The sequence below is a fragment of the Streptomyces fuscichromogenes genome (assembly GCF_014645815.1).
Lineage (GTDB): Bacteria > Actinomycetota > Actinomycetes > Streptomycetales > Streptomycetaceae > Streptomyces > Streptomyces fuscichromogenes.
On the sequence record NZ_BMML01000088.1, the window covers coordinates 1 to 3047 of the forward strand.

The following is a 3047-nucleotide window of genomic DNA, read 5'->3' on the forward strand; positions in this document are numbered from 1 at the left end:
CGGGAGAAGACCGGGGCCGACGACCCCGCGCAGGCGTGACCCTGGACCCCAACACTGCGGCGGCCGGAGCCATTCGAGCTGGCTCCGGCCGCCCCGCCTCTCCCGGAAGGATCCGATGAGCACCACCGACCCCTTGGCCCTGCTGCGCGCGACGGTCGCCGTCCAGCGCCTGGACGACGAGCTGACCGTGAGCCCCGGTGACCCGCAGCGCGAGCGCGCGTACCGGGTGCACCGCGCCGCCCTCGCCGACCGGGCCGTGCCCGTCCTCGCCGAGGTCGAGGACCCCGCGATCAGCGAGCAGGACGCCGAGGACACCGCCCGCCGCCTGCTGCGGCACGACCGTGCCCACGGCACCGGACGCGGCCCCGTGCCGGCCGACGACCCCCGATGGGACACCGACCCGCGCGGCTACGCCCGCCAGGAGCACGCCGCCGCCGTCCTCGACGAGCACGACCAGGAGCACGCCCGTGCCTGAACTGCAGATGAGCCCCGAGGTCCGCGCCCTGCTCGGGCCCGAGGGCGTCGCCCGTGCCGCCGAGGTCTCCCTGGTCGACGGCACGTGCGTGTACTGCCGGACCCGGCTGGAAGGCACCGTGAACATGGTGGTGCGCACCAACGCCACCTTCGTGCATGTCGTCTACGTCCACGACCGGTGCGGCCCCTCCGAGGTCGTACCGCTCCCCGCGGACCACCAGCCGCCCGTGCCCGCCGACGGCTACGACATGACGATGACCGCCGCCGTCCTCGACCACGGCGGCGCCACCTTGCCCGTCCTGGTCGCCGAGACCGTCGCCAAGGCGTACGCGTTCGACGGCTCCAGCGGGCCCGGTCCCATACCGGAGCTGACCAACGCGGTCATCAGCTCCCTGCTGGGCGACGGCTTCACCCTGATCTCCCGCATCAAGCACGCCCCGCCGCAGATCCCCGAGTGGGTCGGGGTGCTGCTGCTGGGCCACGGTCCGGCCGGGGAGGACGGGCTGCTGGTCCTCGACCCCGAGGGCGGGAAGTTCTACGCCGGCAGCGTCGAGCTTCCCGACAGCTGGCTCCCGGCCGCCGCCCACTATGGCTGGGCCGTGCTCTACGTCGGCGACGTCGGCCTCGCCGAACTGCGCGGCGACGACAAGGCCGCGGTCAAGGCACTGCGCGCCGCAGCCCAGGCCGGGCGGCTGGTCGGCGCCCGCATCGCCATCGGCACCCCGCCGCCGGACACCGCGGCGTAGCCGACACCGCCCCGCCCGCCGCCAGTGCGCCGAGACCGCCCCAGGTCCCGGCGCACTGTGCTGCTGGTCTCCGGGGTTTTGGGACTTTTGGGACCGCCCTACGCGCCCGCGCGCGACGCGGCCCCCGGCGCCGGTCCGCCCCCGGCCGGCGCCCTCGATCGAGGAAAGCTCCCCTTCCGCGCCAACTTGCTGCCGACCGGGCTCCGCGCACGGCAGGACCGCCGGTCACCCAAATTTGGGTGACCGCAGCAGCCGCCGCGAACGAATGCCGGGCGCCTCAGCCGCGGTCGGATTTCTGAAACCGGCCCAGGCCAGCGCCTCGCCCTGGCCACCCGAGCGAGTACGGCGACGACCGCCCGGCAGCTGGCCCGGGTCACAGAACAAGGCGCCTCCGGCAGGCCCTCTCTCCGAGGGGGCGGGGAGAACATCGTCGAGCGCCGGCCGGTGGCGGATGGGGTCGGTACGGGGTCGCGGTGCACTCCCTCGCCGACCGGGCCCCGAAGGGTGCCACAGGAACCCCATCCACTCCGAGGACGCCTCCGGCGCCGCACACGGTCGCGCGAGCGCGATCCCCTCCGCTCCCGGGAACCCTGCGGCAGCGCTGCGCGCGCCCGACCGACGAGGGAGCACCCCACTCCGGCCCGGGGCATGGCGCGGGCGCCGGGGGGAGGGCGCCCAGGGTCCGTAAGCCTCCGTGGCCCGCAGCGTGCGCGGCTGCAGGTGCTTCGGGCCGGGAAAAGACGGCCAGCGGCGGAGGGAGGGGGGGTCGGTGGCGCACGGGTCGCCGTCTGCCCGGCCGGCGCGGGGCAGCCCGCCGTACTCCCGCCGTCGCGCATGACGGGCGCGTGAGGAGACCGCACCGCCGGCCGTGGCTGAGGGGGAGCAGCTGCTGCCGCGCCGTGGTGACCGGCCGGTGAGGTCGCTCCGCGTCGGCCCGGGTCTCGCCGTGGCCCGGGAGCGTGTCGCCGAGACACCCCAGTGGCGAGCGCAGGCGCACGCCGACGACGTCCCCCGCTGCACGGCCCAGCCGTGACGCCCCGGCGGTCGCCGCGACCGGCGATCGTACGGCCGCGATCATGACCACACCCCAAAAACATTGCATTTCATTTCATCGCGCGTGATGAAATTCATTGACGAAATGTAATGCAATGCATTAGACTGGAACCCTGCACAACACACCACGAAGGGGGCACGGGATGGGACTGCGCGACGAGGGCCACGAGATCCGGCGCGGCGACGGCACCACGGCCCGCCGGCCGCTGTGGGACACCGGCTGGGGGCCGGAGCGTGCCGCCCGCTACGCCGCCCGGTGCGCGCGCTACGTCGACACCGACCGCCTGCAGCTGCGTGCGCACGGCCGCGCCGCGGTCCGCCTGGACTTCCCCTACGCCACCGGCCGCGGTCCGCAGCGCGCCGAGGCCGCCCGCGCCGTCGCCGACCGCTTCGGCGTCCAGGCCCGCCAGCTCGACCGGTCCGGCCGAGCCCTGCGCGTCACCGGCCCCGCCGAGGACGTGGCCCGCTACGCCGCCGCGCTCCCCCGCGTCCTCGACCACGCCGAGCTGCTGACCAGCTGGGCCGCCCGCATGTACGGCGAGTGCGCCCGCCGGCCCCAGCACGCCGACCACTTCGAGGCCCTGGGCACCAGCGGTCGCCGGGCCGCCGCCGCGTACTTCCGTGCCGTCACCTTCCGCCGGATCGCCCAGGTGCTGACCGGCCCCCAGCCCGCCGCCGTGGTCGAGGTCGACCCCGCCCTCCCCCTGTGGGAGCAGGCCGAGACCCTCGCCGGAGTTCTCGGCGAGTACGGGTGGGTCGAGATCCGCGACGCCT

At 75.4% G+C, this 3047-nt stretch carries 3 protein-coding genes and 1 pseudogene; all 4 read left to right on the forward strand.

Annotated features, from left to right (window positions below):
• The first annotated feature begins 115 nt into the window (after positions 1-115).
• The gene (locus IEZ11_RS50210) at positions 116-475 is read left to right on the forward strand and encodes a hypothetical protein (RefSeq protein WP_189269826.1); all 360 of its coding nucleotides are present in this window, start codon (positions 116-118) and stop codon (positions 473-475) included.
• Complete coding sequence (locus IEZ11_RS50215) at positions 468-1220, forward strand: hypothetical protein (RefSeq protein ID WP_189269827.1); 753 nt, start codon at positions 468-470, stop codon at positions 1218-1220. Before IEZ11_RS50210 ends, IEZ11_RS50215 begins: the two co-directional genes overlap by 8 nt.
• Positions 1221-2088: 868 nt before the next feature.
• Positions 2089-2253: a hypothetical protein gene (locus IEZ11_RS50220; protein WP_189269828.1), complete on the forward strand. Its 165-nt coding sequence runs from the start codon at positions 2089-2091 to the stop codon at positions 2251-2253.
• A gap of 163 nt (positions 2254-2416) precedes the next feature.
• Positions 2417-3047: pseudogene (locus IEZ11_RS50225) on the forward strand (DUF6884 domain-containing protein); the annotation flags it as partial.

Bases quoted from the DNA above. Each gene is read 5' to 3' on its own strand.
- IEZ11_RS50210 (WP_189269826.1), top strand. From the start codon at position 116: ATGAGCACCACCGACCCCTTGGCCCTGCTGCGCGCGACGGTCGCCGTC.